The organism is Thermomonas fusca DSM 15424 (assembly GCF_000423885.1).
Taxonomy (GTDB): Bacteria; Pseudomonadota; Gammaproteobacteria; order Xanthomonadales; family Xanthomonadaceae; genus Thermomonas; species Thermomonas fusca.
This window is the reverse complement of the sequence record NZ_AUIV01000021.1, coordinates 40,402-54,204: the sequence shown is the minus strand read 5'-3', so window position 1 is coordinate 54,204 and position 13,803 is coordinate 40,402. Positions and strand designations below refer to the sequence as shown.

Annotated in this window: 15 protein-coding genes; 12 read left to right on the top strand and 3 right to left on the bottom strand. The window is 69.2% G+C overall.

Annotation, left to right across the window (positions count from 1 at the left end):
- The first annotated feature begins 104 nt into the window (after positions 1-104).
- The 8 genes from G582_RS0109730 to G582_RS0109695 are packed head-to-tail and all read left to right on the top strand — an operon-like array spanning position 105 to position 7,345.
- A complete protein-coding gene (locus G582_RS0109730; RefSeq protein ID WP_051247099.1) occupies positions 105-1,073 on the top strand; it encodes an acyl-CoA desaturase in 969 nt (322 codons plus the stop codon).
- Between the two features lies 1 nt (position 1,074).
- Entirely contained in the window at positions 1,075-2,334 is a 1,260-nt protein-coding gene (locus G582_RS0109725) for an NAD(P)/FAD-dependent oxidoreductase (protein WP_028839678.1), read from the top strand.
- A complete protein-coding gene (locus tag G582_RS0109720) occupies positions 2,331-3,107 on the top strand; it encodes a DUF1365 domain-containing protein (RefSeq protein ID WP_028839677.1) in 777 nt (258 codons plus the stop codon). The genes G582_RS0109725 and G582_RS0109720 overlap by 4 nt, the downstream gene beginning before the upstream one ends.
- On the top strand, positions 3,104-4,372 hold the full coding sequence (locus G582_RS0109715) for an SAM-dependent methyltransferase (RefSeq protein ID WP_038053637.1): 1,269 nt from the start codon (positions 3,104-3,106) through the stop codon (positions 4,370-4,372). The genes G582_RS0109720 and G582_RS0109715 overlap by 4 nt, the downstream gene beginning before the upstream one ends.
- Positions 4,369-4,902 carry a DUF2878 domain-containing protein gene (locus G582_RS0109710; protein WP_028839675.1) on the top strand — a complete coding sequence of 178 codons (534 nt, stop codon included), beginning with the start codon at positions 4,369-4,371 and terminating at the stop codon, positions 4,900-4,902. Before G582_RS0109715 ends, G582_RS0109710 begins: the two co-directional genes overlap by 4 nt.
- Positions 4,899-5,672 carry a DUF1295 domain-containing protein gene (locus G582_RS0109705; protein WP_028839674.1) on the top strand — a complete coding sequence of 258 codons (774 nt, stop codon included), beginning with the start codon at positions 4,899-4,901 and terminating at the stop codon, positions 5,670-5,672. Before G582_RS0109710 ends, G582_RS0109705 begins: the two co-directional genes overlap by 4 nt.
- A 22-nt stretch (positions 5,673-5,694) precedes the next feature.
- On the top strand, positions 5,695-6,774 hold the full coding sequence (locus tag G582_RS0109700) for an SAM-dependent methyltransferase (protein ID WP_028839673.1): 1,080 nt from the start codon (positions 5,695-5,697) through the stop codon (positions 6,772-6,774).
- 13 nt (positions 6,775-6,787) lie between these two features.
- Positions 6,788-7,345, top strand: coding sequence for a lipocalin family protein (locus G582_RS0109695; protein ID WP_051247097.1), 558 nt, complete (start codon positions 6,788-6,790; stop codon positions 7,343-7,345).
- Positions 7,346-7,369: 24 nt separating this feature from the next.
- On the opposite strand, the gene G582_RS0109690 is transcribed toward G582_RS0109695, so the two are convergent.
- The 3 genes from G582_RS0109690 to G582_RS0109680 all read right to left on the bottom strand — a co-directional run bounded on the left by G582_RS0109690 (position 7,370) and on the right by G582_RS0109680 (position 10,769).
- Positions 7,370-7,768 (bottom strand): DUF4124 domain-containing protein, encoded by a 399-nt coding sequence (locus tag G582_RS0109690; RefSeq protein WP_028839671.1) that lies wholly within the window; start codon positions 7,766-7,768, stop codon positions 7,370-7,372.
- A 155-nt stretch (positions 7,769-7,923) separates the two neighbouring features.
- Positions 7,924-8,364: a Cu(I)-responsive transcriptional regulator gene (cueR, locus tag G582_RS0109685; protein ID WP_051247095.1), complete on the bottom strand. Its 441-nt coding sequence runs from the start codon at positions 8,362-8,364 to the stop codon at positions 7,924-7,926.
- Positions 8,365-8,381: 17 nt separating this feature from the next.
- Positions 8,382-10,769 carry a heavy metal translocating P-type ATPase gene (locus G582_RS0109680; protein WP_028839669.1) on the bottom strand — a complete coding sequence of 796 codons (2,388 nt, stop codon included), beginning with the start codon at positions 10,767-10,769 and terminating at the stop codon, positions 8,382-8,384.
- A 136-nt stretch (positions 10,770-10,905) separates the two neighbouring features.
- Here G582_RS0109680 and G582_RS0109675 point away from each other — a divergent pair, with 136 nt between their 5' ends.
- The 4 genes from G582_RS0109675 (at position 10,906) to G582_RS0109660 (ending at position 13,734) form a co-directional block, all read left to right on the top strand.
- Positions 10,906-11,106, top strand: a complete 201-nt coding sequence (locus tag G582_RS0109675; protein WP_028839668.1) for a heavy-metal-associated domain-containing protein — start codon at positions 10,906-10,908, stop codon at positions 11,104-11,106.
- A gap of 103 nt (positions 11,107-11,209) precedes the next feature.
- Entirely contained in the window at positions 11,210-11,404 is a 195-nt protein-coding gene (locus G582_RS0109670) for a hypothetical protein (RefSeq protein ID WP_028839667.1), read from the top strand.
- 140 nt (positions 11,405-11,544) lie between these two features.
- A complete protein-coding gene (locus tag G582_RS17940) occupies positions 11,545-11,916 on the top strand; it encodes a hypothetical protein (protein ID WP_156880403.1) in 372 nt (123 codons plus the stop codon).
- A gap of 189 nt (positions 11,917-12,105) precedes the next feature.
- Complete coding sequence (locus G582_RS0109660) at positions 12,106-13,734, top strand: TldD/PmbA family protein (protein ID WP_028839666.1); 1,629 nt, start codon at positions 12,106-12,108, stop codon at positions 13,732-13,734.
- Positions 13,735-13,803: the final 69 nt, after the last annotated feature.

The following is a 13,803-nucleotide window of genomic DNA, read 5'->3' as shown; positions in this document are numbered from 1 at the left end:
TTACGCAGGTGGCGGGGGATCGGATGCATCGGGGCGGTGCGTCGTCCTGCATCCAATCCCCTTCTCACTGCGTATTGCCTGCTGACCGACACGGAAGCCCCGCGATGCCCCAGGAGCCGCTCCCCCTTTCCCCTCCGCCCGCTAGCGCCCCTGTGCGCGCCGTCGGGCGCAGTCTCCTGCAATGGTTCGACAGCGCCGCCGCCGCGGCCGCTGCCAACGACGCTGAGGCAGACCGGGTGGACTGGCTTCGGGTGGTGCCGTTCGTGCTGCTGCACCTGGGTTGCCTGGGCGTGCTGTGGGTGGGCACCTCGCCGGTCGCCGTGCTGGTGGCGGTGCTGCTGTACGCGGTGCGCATGTTCGCCATCACCGGCTTCTATCACCGCTATTTCTCGCATCGCGCTTTTCGCACTTCACGCCCGCTGCAGTTCGTGTTCGCCCTGATCGGCGCCGCCAGCGTGCAGCGCGGACCGCTGTGGTGGGCGGCACATCATCGCCACCACCACCGCCATGCAGACGCGCCGGAAGACGTGCACTCTCCACGCCACGGGTTCTGGCGCAGCCACATGGGCTGGTTCCTGACCCGGCGCGCGTTCGCCACCGACCTCAGCCGGGTGCCCGACCTGGCCCGGTTCCCCGAGCTGCGCTGGCTGGACCGCTATGACGTGGCGGTGCCTGCTGCGATGGCGCTGGGCCTGTACGTGCTGGGCGCGCTGCTGGAGCGGTTTGCGCCGACGCTGGGCACCAGTGGGCCGCAGTTGCTGGTGTGGGGCTTCTTCGTGTCCACGGTGGTGCTGTTCCACGCCACCGTCACCATCAATTCGCTGTCGCACCGCTTCGGCCGCCGCCGCTTCCCCACCGGCGACGACAGCCGCAACAACCTGTGGCTGGCGCTGCTGACCTTCGGCGAGGGCTGGCACAACAACCACCACTTCTATTCCAGCAGCGCGCGGCAGGGTTTCCGCTGGTGGGAGATCGACCTGACCTGGTACGGCTTGCGGCTAATGGCGCTGCTGGGGCTGGTGCGCGACCTCAAGCCTGTGCCCGAGTGGGTGCTGGCGAAGGCGGAGCACTGAGATGCGGATCGCCGTTGTCGGTTCCGGCATCGCCGGCCTGGCCAGTGCCTGGCTGCTGTCGCAGGCGCACGAGGTGGTGCTGTTCGAGGCCAACGACTATCTCGGCGGGCACACCCACACCCACGCCGTCGAGCAGGCCGGGCGTCCGTATCGGGTGGATACCGGCTTCATCGTCCACAACCCCGCGCACTACCCGCTGCTGACCCGGCTGTTCGACACGCTCGGCGTTGCAACGCAGCCCACCACGATGAGTTTTTCAGTGCACGGCGGGCGCACCGGCGTGGAATACAACGCGACCACGCTGGACACCCTGTTCTGCCAGCGCCGCAACCTGCTGTCGCCGCGCTTCCTGGGCATGGTGCGCGACCTGTTCCGCTTCTACCGGCAGGCGCCGTCACTGTTACAGGGTGAAGGTCCCGGCCCAGGCATCGGCGACTGGCTGGACGACAACGGTTACGGCGCGGCATTCCGGGACGACCATCTGGTGCCGATGGCCTCGGCGCTGTGGTCGTCCCCGCCCGAGCAGATCTTGCAGTTCCCGGCGCGCTACCTGGTGCAGTTCATGGCCAACCACCAGATGCTGCAGGTCAGCGGCCGCCCGGAGTGGCGGGTGGTGCGCGGTGGCTCTTCCACCTATGTCGATGCGCTGCGTGCGCGCTGGCAGGTGCAGGAACGTCTGCGTTGTCCCGTACGTTCGGTGCGCCGCGATGACTACGGCGTGGTGGTGGAGAGCGCGATGGGCAGCGAGCGCTTCGACGACATCGTGTTGGCCTGCCACAGCGACCAGGCGCTGGCGCTGCTGGCGGACGCCAGCGCCAACGAGCGCGATGTGCTGGGCGCGATCGCCTACCAGCGCAACGATGTGGTGCTGCATACCGATGCCAGCCTGCTGCCGCGCAACCGCAAGGCGTGGGCGGCGTGGAACGCCTTCATGCCCGGCAACCCCGAGGCGCCCTGCACCGTCAGCTACTGCATGAATCTGCTGCAGGGGCTGCACTCGCCCGAACCCTTCGTGGTCACCTTGAACCGCAGCGAGGCGATTAACCCCGACAAGGTGCTGCGCCGTCTGCGCTATCACCACCCGGTTTACAACGCGGCATCGGTGGCGGCGCAGCAGCGCAAGCACAGCATCCAGGGCCACAACCACACCTGGTTTGCCGGCGCGTACTGGGGCTGGGGCTTCCACGAGGACGGCATCCGCAGCGCGGTGGATGTGGCGACCGCACTGGGCGTGGCGTGGCCGCCGGACGCCGCGGCATGAGCGCGCCGCTGCACAGCGCCATCTACGAAGGCGTGGTCCGGCATCGCCGCAGCGCGCCGCAGCCGCATGCGTTCCGCTACCGCATGGCACAGCTCTACCTCGACCTGGACGAGATCGACACCGTATTCCGCGGCCGCTGGCTGTGGTCGGCCGGGCGGCGCAACTTCGCCGAATTCCGCCGCGCCGATTTCCTGGGCCCGCCGGAGCGCCCGCTCAAGGAAGCCGTGAAGGACCGCATCGAAGCGGCCATCGGCGAGCGCCCGGCAGGCCCGGTACGCCTGCTGACCCACCTGCGCTATGCCGGCATGGTGTTCAACCCGGTCAGCTTCTATTACTGCTTCGAGGACGACGGCGAAACCCTGCACAGCATCGTCGCCGAGATCACCAACACGCCCTGGCTGGAGCGGCATGCCTATGTGCTGCCGGTCGCCGCGGCCGGGGGCAGCGGGCGGATGTTGCGCTGGGACTTCGACAAGACCTTCCACGTCTCTCCGTTCCTTGACATGCAGCGCCGCTACGACTGGCGCTTCACCGTGCCGGCCGATGCGCTGCACGTGAACATGGCGGTGCTGGGCGAAACAGGCCGCGAGTTCGACGCCCACCTGCAGCTGCAGCGACGCCCGCTCGATACCGCCTCGCTGGCGCGCGTGCTGTGGCGCTATCCGCTGATGACCACGCAGATCGTCGGCGCCATCTACTGGCACGCGCTGCGCCTTTGGCTCAAGCGCACCCCTATCCACGACCATCCCCGAATCTCAGGAGGCCGTTCTTGAACGCCATCGTCCAGACCGCACCTGCCAACACGTTTGGCGCTTTCGACCGCTTCCTGCGCCAGCGCCTGCTGCAGCGGCTGGCCGGGTTCGGCCACGGCCATCTGCAGGTCCGCGACGCGCTGGGCAGCGTGGAATTCGGCCGCGCCGGCGACGGCCCCGCCGTGACCCTCGAGGTGCTGGACCCGGGCTTCTATCGCGCGCTTGCCGGCAACGGCAGCGTGGGCGCCGGTGAGGCCTACATGGACGGCCTGTGGCGCTGCAGTGATCTGGTCGGGCTGGTGCAGCTGCTGGTGCGCAACCGCGACCTGCTGGACGGTATGGAAACCGGCAGCGCCCGGCTGGGCGGGCTGGCGATGCAGGCACTGCACGCCCTGCGCCGCAACACCCGCGCCGGCAGCCGGCGCAACATCGCCGCGCACTACGACCTCGGCAACGACTTCTTCCGCCTGTTCCTGTCCGCGGACCTGATGTATTCCTCGGCGTACTGGGCGGGTGACGACGACACGCTGGAAGCGGCCTCCAACCGCAAGCTGGACCTGATCTGCCGCAAGCTGGCGTTGGGACCGGCCGACCATGTGCTGGAAATCGGCACCGGCTGGGGTGGCTTCGCCGTGCACGCCGCGCAGCATTACGGCTGCCGCGTCACCACTACCACCATCTCGCGCGAACAGCACGACCTTGCCGCGGCGCGGATCCAGCAGGCCGGACTGGGCGAGCGCGTCACCCTGCTGCAGTCCGACTATCGCGATCTTGATGGCCAGTACGAGAAGCTGGTGTCGATCGAAATGATCGAGGCGGTGGGCGCGGACTTCCAGGACAGTTACTTCGCGCAGATCGGCCGGCTGCTGACGCCGGACGGGCTGGCGCTGGTGCAGGCGATCACCATTGAGGACCACCGCTACGAGCAGGCGCTGCAGTCGGTGGACTTCATCAAGCGCCACGTGTTCCCCGGCTGCTTCATTCCCTCGGTCAGCGCGATGCTGGCGTCGAAGACCCGCAGCAGCGACCTCGCACTGGTGGCGCTGGAGGATTTCGGCCTGTCCTATGCGCGCACCCTGCATGCCTGGCGCGAGCGCTTCCTGGGCCAGCTGGCTGCGGTGCGGGCGCAGGGCTTCGATGATCGCTTCATCCGCCTGTGGGAGTTCTACCTGGCCTACTGCGAAGGCGGGTTCCGCGAGCGTTCCATCGGCGTGTCGCATTTGTTGATGGCCAAGCCTGGCTGGCGACCGGCCGCTGCGGCGAGTCGGCTGGAGGGGGACGCATGACGTTCTGGCTGACATTGGCGGGCTACCAGGCCACCTGGTTTGCGGCGGTGATCGGCGCCGGGCACGGGCTGTGGTGGCCGGGTGTGGCGGCCGCCGCGCTGTTCGCGCTGTGGCGGCTGTCCGTGTCGCCGCAGCGGGTGCTGGAGACGCGGCTGCTGGTGGCGGCGCTGGCGATCGGCCTGGTGCTGGAAAACCTGTGGGTCCGCAGTGGGTTGCTGGACTACGCAGCAGCGTGGCCGTGGGCCGGTTCGCCGGCCTGGATCCTGGCGCTGTGGTGGGCGTTCGCACTGACCCTCGTGCCGCTCTTGGGCTATCTGCACCGGCGCCTGTGGCTGGCCGCGGTGCTGGGTGCGATCGGCGGCCCGCTGGCCTACCTCGGCGCCGCCCAGGGCTGGGACGTGGTGCAGTTCGCCAGCCCGCAGTGGCACAGTCTGCTGGCATTGGCGGCCGGTTGGGCGATGGCGATGCCGCTGCTGGCCTGGCTGGCCCGGCGCGGCCTGCAGGCGAACCTGCAGGGAGGCGTGGCATGAACCTGCCGCAGCAACTGTCGTGGATCTGGCTGCTGGCCGCAGTGCTGATGGTGCTGGGCTGGCAGTGGCAGCGCCGGCGCGACAACGCCGGCATCGTCGACGTGCTGTGGTCCGCCGGGCTTGCCGGTGCGGCACTGCTGTTGGCGTTCACCGGCAACGGTACGTCCAACGCGCGCCTGCTGGTCGGCGTACTGGCCACCGCCTGGGCGTTGCGTCTGGCACTTCACCTGTGGGCCCGCGTGCGCAGCGAAGCCGAGGATGGCCGCTACCGCGCCCTGCGCGAACACTGGCAGGGCAGCCAGGCGAAATTTTTCGGCTTCTTCCAGTTCCAGGCGCTGCTGGTGGTGCTGTTCTCGCTGCCACTGGCGGTGGTCGCCTCGAATCGGAACCTGGCGGCTTGGCAGCTGGCCGTCGCCATCGCCATCTGGGCCGTATCGGTGGCCGGTGAGTCGCTGGCGGATGCGCAGCTGGCGCGCTTCCGTGCCAATCCCGCCAACCGTGGCAAGACCTGCCGCAGCGGCTTGTGGCGCTATTCGCGCCATCCCAACTACTTCTTCGAATGGCTGCACTGGTGCGCCTACGCGGTGGCCGCGATCGGCGCGCCGATGGCGTGGCTCGGTTTGCTGGGGCCGGTGGTGATGTACCTGTTCCTGCGCTACATCAGCGGCATCCCCTTTACCGAACAGCAGGCGCTGCGCAGCCGCGGCGACGACTACCGCGCCTACCAGCGCAGCACGCCGATGCTGTTCCCGTGGTTCCCGAAATCCTGACCTTGCAACAAGGAGCGCGCGCATGACCACCGCCACCCTGGACGCCAACCAATTGTCACGAGACGTCCCCGCACCCGGCCTGCTGGGGCTGGCGGAGCGCGGCCTGCTGCCCGACGCCGCCATCCGCGCCGGCATCCGCCGGCTGTGCGCGCTGCGCCTTGAGGAGGAGCGCGCTAGCGGCGTCGAAGGCCAGTCTGCGCGCCGGCAGGCACTGCTGGAGCTGCTGCGCCACAGCCCGCTAGCCATCGAAACCGAGGCTGCCAACGCACAGCACTACGAGCTGCCCCCGGCATTCTTCACCCATTGCCTGGGCCCGCGCCTGAAGTACTCCAGTTGCTACTACCCGCGTGGCGACGAAACCCTGGCCCAGGCCGAGGAGGCGATGCTGGCGCTGTACTGCGAACGCGCCGGGCTGGCCGACGGCCAGGACATCCTGGAGCTGGGCTGCGGCTGGGGCTCGCTGACCCTGTGGATGGCGCAGCGCTACCCGAACGCCCGCATCACCGCGGTGTCCAACTCCAACGGCCAGCGCGGCTTCATCGAAGCGCGCTGCCGCGAGTTGGGCCTTTCCAACGTGCAGGTGCTGACCCGCGACGTGAACACCCTCGCCCTGCCCGCCGCCGGCTTCGACCGCTGCGTCTCGGTGGAGATGTTCGAGCACATGCGCAACTACGACAGCCTGCTGGGCCGCATCGGCAGCTGGCTGCGCCCGGGCGGGCGGCTGTTCGTGCACATCTTCGTCCATCGCACCCTGCTGTATCCGTTCGAAACGCAGGGCGAGGACAACTGGATGGGCCGGCATTTCTTCACCGGCGGCCTGATGCCGGCGGCCGACACCCTGCTGCATTTCCAGGGCGCGCTGGCGATCCGCCAGCAGTGGCTGCTGGAGGGCAGCCACTACGAGAAGACCGCCAACCACTGGCTGCAACAGCAGGACGCGCACCGCGACCTGGTGATGGCGATCCTGCGCGAGGCCTACGGCGACGCCGCCGGCCTGTGGTTCCAGCGCTGGCGCATGTTCTGGATGGCCTGCGCCGAGCTGTTCGGCTACGCCGACGGCCAGGAGTGGATGGTGTCGCACTACCTGTTTGAGCGTCCCTGACCGGAGTACCACCATGCGCCTGCGACTGCCTGCACGACAGTGGTGGTTATCGGCCGCGCTGCTGTTCATCGGCAGCGTGGTGGCCAACCTGCCCGCCATCCGCCCGGTTCCCCACGTGAATCTCGCCCGCTTCATGGGTACCTGGTACCTGGTGGGCGGGATCCCCACCCGCTTTGAGCGCGATGCGTGGAATGCGGTGGAAACCTACACGCTGCGCCGCGACGGCAGCATCCGTACCACCCTGACTTTCAACCATGGCGGCGCCGACGGTCCGCGCAAGCACATCGAGGCGCCGGCACGGGTGCGCCCCGGCACCGGCAACGCGGTCTGGGACGTGCGCGTGTTCGGGCCGATGAAGGCGCAGTACGTGGTGGCCTGGCTGCGCGACGACTACAGCCTGATGGTGGTGGCCCGCGATGCCCGCGACTATGCGTGGGTGTTCGCCCGCTCGCCCGACGTGGCGGACGCGGAGCTGGAACGCGCGCGCCAGCGCCTGCGCGGACTGGGCTATGACCTGTCGAAATGGCGCACGGTGCCGCATTCCGCCACCACCTTCGCGGACAACCGCTGACGGCGGCAGGCATTCCACGCCAGATCAGTAACCCCCGCAAACCGCGCGCACCTGTGTATCCAGTGCGCTGAGCTGGTCATAGCTGCGCTTCAGGCCGAGGCGCTGCAGCGAGGCTTCGCGCTTGGCTTTGCCGATGCGGCAACGCTGGCTGGCGGTGGCGCTGCTCGCGCGCACGATGCGATTCCCGCCGCTGCCGTTCGAGTAGCGACGCGGCTGCCGGCGCGATACCGCGGGCGCAGGCCCGGAGCGTACCGTCACCGGCTCCGGCTGGTATTCCACCACCCGGTCCAGCCGCTGCCGTGCCGCGCAGGGTTGCGACTGGTAGCTCACCGCGCCGTCGCGGCCGACGCAGCGGTACAGGCTCTCCGCCTGCGCGTGCGGCAGCAGGACACACAGCAGGCCGATCAGCAGCAGCAGGCGCATGGCGTGGCTCCACGGGGCGATGCGGGCAGCCTCTTGCAACCGCGTTGCCCGGCCAATCGCCGAAGGGCGCGCGCACGGGTCGGTGAATGCCGCATCCCGGCGACGGACTTCCCGCTTGCCTACGGCAGGCCGCGTCGCCGCGTCAACGCAACCGGTCAGGACGCCAGGTCGTCCAGGATCGGACAGGTCGGCCGGTCGTCGCCGTGGCAGCGCCGCGCCAGCGTTTCCAGGGTGCGCTGCATGGCCTGCAGTTCACGGATCTTCTCGCCCAGCTCGGCGGCGTGCGTGCGCGCCAGCTGCTTGACCTCGGCGCTGGCGCGGCGGGGATCGTCCCACAGCGCCAGCAGCGCCTCGATCTGCTTGACCGCAAACCCCAGCGAGCGCGCGCGCTTGATGAAGCGCAGCCGGTGCAGGTCGGCCTGGTTGTACAGGCGATAGTTGGCGAAGGTGCGCGCCGCCGGCGCGATCAGCCCGATGCTTTCGTAGTGGCGGATCATCTTGGCCGACACGCCGGTTTGCGCCGCAGCCTGGCCGATGTTGTGCAGGCCCGCCTCCAGCGCATCGGCCAGCTCGGGGCGAACGGGTTTGGAGGCCATGTCGTGCTCCTTGGGGATCAGTCGCGCGCCCGCGGCGACCAGCGCCGCAGCAGCAATGCATTGGTCACCACGCTGACGCTGGACAGCGCCATCGCCGCGCCGGCGATCATCGGGTCCAGCAGGCCCAGCGCCGCCAGCGGAATACCGATGACGTTGTAGATGAAGGCCCAGAACAGGTTCTGGTGGATCTTGCGCACGCTGCGGCGGGAGATGTCGATGGCGTCGGCCACCAGCCGCGGGTCCGGCCGCATCAGGGTGATGCCGGCGGCATGCATCGCCACGTCGGTGCCGCTGCCCATCGCGAACCCTACCGTCGCCGCGGCCAGCGCCGGTGCGTCGTTGAGGCCATCGCCCACCATGCCCACCGGGCCCTGTTCCGCCAGCTGTCGGATGGCCTCCACCTTGTCGGCCGGCAGCAGCTCCGCGCGCACCTCGTCGTCGGCCAGCCCCAACTGGGCACCCACCGCGCGGGCGGCGGCGCGGTTGTCGCCGGACAGCATCAGCGGGCGGATGCCCATCGCGTGCAGCGCGTCGATGGCCTCCGCCGACTGCGGGCGCAGCGCGTCGCCGAAGGCCAGCAGGCCCAGCAGGCGCCATTCGCCGCCGGTTTCCCGGGCCAGCCACGACTGCGTCTGCCCGGCGTTCGATGCCGCATCCGCCTGCGCCTGTGCGGGCGACAGGTCGATGCCCAATTCGCCCATCCAGCGGGCATGCCCCAGCACCACGCGGGACCGCCCCGCCCGGCCTTCGACGCCGCGGCCGGTGACCGCCGCAATGTCGGTGACCTCGGCCGTCGCGATGCCGCGCTCGCTGGCGGCGGCGAGCACCGCCTTCGCCAGCGGGTGTTCGCTGCCCTGCTGCAGGCCCGCGGCCAGCGCCAGCAGCGCCGCCTCCTCACCGTCCAGCGCGTGCAGCTGCATCAGCGCGGGCTTGCCCATGGTCAGCGTGCCGGTCTTGTCGAAGGCCACGCTGCGCAGCTGGCGGGTGGTTTCCAGCGCTTCCACGTCCTTCACCAAAATGCCGGCGCGTGCGGCCACGCCCGTGCCGGCCATCACCGCGGCCGGCGTCGCCAGTCCCAGCGCGCACGGGCAGGCGATCACCAGCACCGCCACCGCATTGAGCAGCGCCTGCGCCCAGTCGCCCTTGGCAATGCCCCAGCCCAGCAGGGTGACCAGCGCGATGGCGATGACCACCGGCACGAATACCGCGCTGACCCGGTCCACGATGCGCTGGATCGGCGCCTTCTTCGCCTGTGCGTCCTCCACCAGCCGCACGATCCGCGCCAGCACCGATTCGGTACCCACCGCGGTGGTGCGCACCAGCAGCCGGCCCTCGCCGTTCACCGCGCCGCCGGTGACGGCATCGCCGGGCGCCTTCGGCACCGGCAGCGACTCGCCGGTGAGCAGGGATTCATCGCCGTGGCTGCGACCTTCCATCACCACGCCGTCCACCGGCACGCGCTCGCCGGGGCGGATCACCACCACGTCGTCCACCGCCACCTCGGCCAGCGCCAGTTCCACCTCCGCGCCATCGCGCAGCACCCGCGCGGTGGCCGGCCGCAGCGCCTGCAGGGCGCGGATGGCGTCGCTGGCCTGGCGCTTGGCGCGCTCCTCCAGCCACTTGCCCAGCAGGATCAGGGTGATGACCACGGCCGAGGATTCGAAATACAGCGCCGGCGCGTGGTGCTGCGACCCGGCCGCCAGCAGCTGGAACAGGCTTAGGCCGTAGGCCGCGCTGGTACCCAGCGCCACCAGCTGGTCCATGTTGCCGCTGCGCGCCCGCAGCGCGGCGAACCCGGCGCGGTAGAAGCGCGCGCCCAGCCAGAACTGCACCGGCGTGGCCAGCAGCCACTGCACCCAGCCCGGCAACTGCCAGTGCACCCCCAGCGGCATCAGCAGCATCGGCAATACCAGCGGCAGCGATAGCGCCCCGGCCAGCAGCACATGCCGCAACTCCTTCGACATGCCGGCAGCCGGCGCCCCCTGCGTCGCCTCCTCGCGCACCCGGTAGCCGGCATTCACCACCGCTGCCTGCAGCGCCGACACCGGCGTGCTGGCCAGATGCCGCACCTGCGCGGTTTCGGTGGCCAGGTTCACGCTGGCGGACAGCACGCCCGGCACCTTGCCCAATGCCTTTTCCACCCGCCCCACGCAGGACGCGCAGGTCATGCCCTCGATGGCCAGGTGCGTCTCATCGGCGGCCACGCCGTAGCCGGCGCGCTCCACCGCCTGCACCAGCTGCGCCAGCGGCAGGCCTGGTGCGCTCACCGAGGCCACCTCGGTGGCCAGGTTCACCGACGCCTCTTCCACCCCGTCCAGCTTGCGCAGCGCCTTCTCCACCCGGCCCGCGCAGCTGGCGCAGGTCATCCCGGTGATGCCCAGCTGGATTGTGGAGTCGGTAGTCATGACGGCCTCGCTGCGATGATGTCCGCGGCCAGCTTCCACCTTCCCAACATGGGAAGGTCAAGCGCGCAGCCTAGGCTTGACCTTGCCACCGTGGCAAGGCCGACACTGCCCGCTTCCACCACACCGGGAGACATCCATGCTGTTCAAGGTCGAAAACATGAGCTGCCAGCATTGCGTCAACGCCGTCACCCGCGCCCTGCAGGCGCTGGACCCCGCCGCGCAGGTGCGCGTGGACCTGGCCAGGGGCGAAGTGGAAGCCAGCGGCGCCTTCAGCGCCGACGCCGCCATCGCCGCGCTGGCGGAAGAGGACTACCCGGCGCAGCGCCTCGACGCCTGAGCCTTACGCGGGGAGCGGCCGGCAACGCCTCCCGCCCTCGCCCGCTTCATGGTCAGCACACCGTCCGCCGGCACATTGCCCGCCTGCAAGACAGGAGACATAGATGACGCCGAAGACCCTGAAAACGGTATCGCTGGTAGTGGCCGCGCTTGGCCTGGCGCTGCTGGTGATGATGGTCACCACCGAAGGCGAACCGGGGGCGTTGCCGCTGGGGCTGGTGTTGCTGGGGGCGATTGGCTACGGGGGTGCGCGATGGCGGGCGCGCGCTCGATCCGTGGTATCGGAAACTCGACGTTGATCGCGAGTGCCGCGCACCTAGCGCCATATGCCCAAAGGAAGATTGTGATCAGGGGTGGGCGCGACATACTCCCCGTTAGTGCATGCAGGGTGGCTGCGTGCAACGTCAGGCGCATCCTCCGCCCACATCAGGAGCAGGCCATGCCAAGCACCCACATTGCCATTCACGAATATGGAAATACGACGAGGAGCTACGTCATTCCGGCCGGCGTGGTGGCCTCGGGCAGCATCTGGGAGGACTGCCTGAACGCGATTTCCGCGTCCGGTTTTCGTCCGGCGCAGTGGCCGGGGCAGACCATACGCCGCCCGAATGCATGGTCGAATCCTGCCAACAATGTGGGGAATGCCGCGGCATCGCAGGCGTTCGTGGAGAGCGTCAAGAAGAATCCCCACGTGCATGGCGGCGTTGGCGTGAACCACAGGGCTGCCATCGGCTGTCGATTGACGCCGCAGGTCGTCCCTGCCGGTTCGACGTATCAGTTCATGAAAATCTATATTGGACAATTCAGTTGATGCCCGAAAGCCGCGCGATGGTCAGGAAGCCGCCTGACGTTTGATCCGGGCCGTGCCCACGCAACGCGGGCAGACCGATGCGGGGCGCTGGCGGCGGCACCGCCCCATGCCGAAAGACACTCCCCACCCCGCCCTGGCCTGCCGAGAATCCAGCGTTGGCAGCGCGATCAGCGCTGCGGGGAGAGACAGATGCAACGACGCGAATTCCTGGCGCTGTCCGGCTTCGGCCTGGCCGGGCTGATGCTGCCGCACGCGCGGCTGATCGCCGCCGAGCAGCTGCTGGCGCCGGCCGATGCGGCGCGCAACAAGGCGCTGGCGGATGCGGTGCTGGCGCAGGCGCGGGCGGGCGGGGCCAGTTATTGCGACGTGCGGATCGGGCGCTATCTCAACCAGGCCATCCAGACCCGCGAGGACCGGGTGTTGAACGTGAGCAACAGCGAATCGTCCGGGGTCGGCATCCGGGTGATCGTGGATGGTGCGTGGGGCTTTGCCGCCACCCATCGGCAGACTGCCGACGGCGTGCGCGAGACGGTGGCGCGGGCGCTGGCGGTGGCGCGGGCCAATGCGCGGTTGCGCGAGCAGCCGGTGCAGCTGGCGCCGCAGGCCGGCGTGGGTGAAGTGCGCTGGCAGACGCCGATCCGCAAGAACGCGATGGCGGTGCCGGTCAAGGACAAGACCGCGCTGCTGCTGGCGGTGAACGCCGCTGCGCGCAATGCCGGCGCCGACTTCATCAATTCGCAGCTGTTCCTGGTCAACGAACAGAAGTACTTCGCGTCCAGCGACGGTTCGTGGATCGACCAGGACGTGCACCGCATCTGGCTGCCGTTCACCGTCACCGCCATCGACAAGGCCAGCGGCAAGTTCCGCACCCGCAACGGGCTGTCCTCGCCGATGGGCATGGGCTGGGAGTTCCTGGATGGCGATGCCGCCGGCAGGTTCCAGCTGCCCGGCGGCGTGGTCGGCTACGGCCACTCCTACGATCCGGTGGAGGACGCCATCGCCGCGGCGAAGCAGGCGCGGGCCAAGCTCAAGGCGCCGTCTGTCAAACCCGGCAAGTACGACCTGGTGCTGGATCCGTCCAACCTGTTCCTGACCATCCACGAGAACGTCGGCCACCCGCTGGAGCTGGACCGCGTGCTGGGCTACGAGGCCAACTACGCCGGCACCAGCTTCGCCACCCTGGACAAGCGCGAGGCCGGCTTCCGCTGGGGCAGCGACATCGTCAACTTCACCGCCGACAAGACCGAGCCCTACAGCCTGGGCGCGGTGGGCTACGACGACGAGGGCGTGAAGACGCGCAAATGGGATCTGGTGAAGGACGGCGTGCTGGTCAATTACCAGGCCACCCGCGACGAGGTGCACATCCTCGGCGAGGACGCTTCGCACGGCTGCAGCTATGCCGATTCGTGGAAGAGCGTGCAGTTCCAGCGCATGGCCAACGTGTCGCTGGCGCCGGGCAAGGCGCCGCTGACCCCGGCGCAGATGGTCAAGGACGTGGAGGACGGCCTCTACATCCACGGCCGCGGCTCCTACTCCATCGACCAGCAGCGCTACAACGCGCAGTTCGGCGGCCAGCTGTACTACCGCATCCGCAACGGCGAGATCAAAGAGATGGTGGAGGACGCCGCCTACCAAATCCGCACGCCGGAATTCTGGAACGCCTGCAGCGCGATCTGCGATGCGCGCGACTTCCGCCTGGGCGGTTCGTTCTTCGACGGCAAGGGCCAACCCAGCCAGGTCTCGGCGGTGTCGCACGGTGCCGCCACTGCCCGCTTCGACGGCATCAACATCATCAACACGGCGCGCAGCCTGGGTTGAACCGGGGGCCGTGCCAAAAGTCATTTGCGCGGCCCGCGCCCGGCCCGCAAGAATCGGCTTGGATCCATC

Bases quoted from the DNA above. Each gene is read 5' to 3' on its own strand.
- G582_RS0109730 (WP_051247099.1), top strand. From the start codon at position 105: ATGCCCCAGGAGCCGCTCCCCCTTTCCCCTCCGCCCGCTAGCGCCCCT.
- G582_RS0109725 (WP_028839678.1), top strand. From the start codon at position 1,075: ATGCGGATCGCCGTTGTCGGTTCCGGCATCGCCGGCCTGGCCAGTGCC.
- G582_RS0109720 (WP_028839677.1), top strand. From the start codon at position 2,331: ATGAGCGCGCCGCTGCACAGCGCCATCTACGAAGGCGTGGTCCGGCAT.
- G582_RS0109710 (WP_028839675.1), top strand. From the start codon at position 4,369: ATGACGTTCTGGCTGACATTGGCGGGCTACCAGGCCACCTGGTTTGCG.
- G582_RS0109705 (WP_028839674.1), top strand. From the start codon at position 4,899: ATGAACCTGCCGCAGCAACTGTCGTGGATCTGGCTGCTGGCCGCAGTG.
- G582_RS0109700 (WP_028839673.1), top strand. From the start codon at position 5,695: ATGACCACCGCCACCCTGGACGCCAACCAATTGTCACGAGACGTCCCC.
- G582_RS0109695 (WP_051247097.1), top strand. From the start codon at position 6,788: ATGCGCCTGCGACTGCCTGCACGACAGTGGTGGTTATCGGCCGCGCTG.
- G582_RS0109690 (WP_028839671.1), bottom strand. From the start codon at position 7,768: ATGCGCCTGCTGCTGCTGATCGGCCTGCTGTGTGTCCTGCTGCCGCAC.
- cueR (WP_051247095.1), bottom strand. From the start codon at position 8,364: ATGGCCTCCAAACCCGTTCGCCCCGAGCTGGCCGATGCGCTGGAGGCG.
- G582_RS0109680 (WP_028839669.1), bottom strand. From the start codon at position 10,769: ATGACTACCGACTCCACAATCCAGCTGGGCATCACCGGGATGACCTGC.
- G582_RS0109675 (WP_028839668.1), top strand. From the start codon at position 10,906: ATGCTGTTCAAGGTCGAAAACATGAGCTGCCAGCATTGCGTCAACGCC.
- G582_RS0109670 (WP_028839667.1), top strand. From the start codon at position 11,210: ATGACGCCGAAGACCCTGAAAACGGTATCGCTGGTAGTGGCCGCGCTT.
- G582_RS17940 (WP_156880403.1), top strand. From the start codon at position 11,545: ATGCCAAGCACCCACATTGCCATTCACGAATATGGAAATACGACGAGG.
- G582_RS0109660 (WP_028839666.1), top strand. From the start codon at position 12,106: ATGCAACGACGCGAATTCCTGGCGCTGTCCGGCTTCGGCCTGGCCGGG.